General features: G+C 38.6%; 1 pseudogene. It reads left to right on the top strand.

Going from position 1 to position 513, the window contains the following annotated elements:
* Nucleotides 1–42: 42 nt before the first annotated feature.
* Nucleotides 43–513, top strand: a pseudogene (locus tag H4J62_RS20000) (transposase); the annotation flags it as partial.

The raw sequence follows: 513 nt of genomic DNA, 5'->3' as shown, positions 1-513 counted from the left end.
AAACTACACTTAATTTACCCTCTTATAAGTGTGGTGATAGTTATGCCAAAGCCTCGTTCACAACAAATTAGTTTATCTGATACGCCGTATTATCATATTTGTAGTCAAACCGTTCGAAAAGCCTTTTTATGTGGTATTGATAAAGAAACAGGTGTCAGTTATGAGCACAGGCGTCATTGGATTGAACAGCGCATTTTTACATTATCTCAGGTCTTTGCTATTGATATTTGTGCTCACGCTGTCATGAATAATCACTTACATTTAGTCCTTCATGTTGATAGTGAACAAGCTAACAACTGGACGACGCTAGAGGTACTGTCCCGTTGGCATAAGTTGTTCAAAGGCACCCTATTAACCCGTCAATATCAGCAAGAGCAATCATTAACGACATTCGAAATGGAAATGGTTGAAGAAACAGCACAAGTCTATAAACAGCGCTTAATCGATATCAGTTGGTATATGCGGGCATTAAACGAGCCTATTGCTCGACAAGCCAATAAAGAAGATAAATGC

The organism is Colwellia sp. BRX8-5 (genome assembly GCF_014077325.1).
Classification (GTDB): Bacteria; Pseudomonadota; Gammaproteobacteria; order Enterobacterales; family Alteromonadaceae; genus Colwellia_A.
This window is presented reverse-complemented; position numbering and strand designations above follow the sequence as displayed.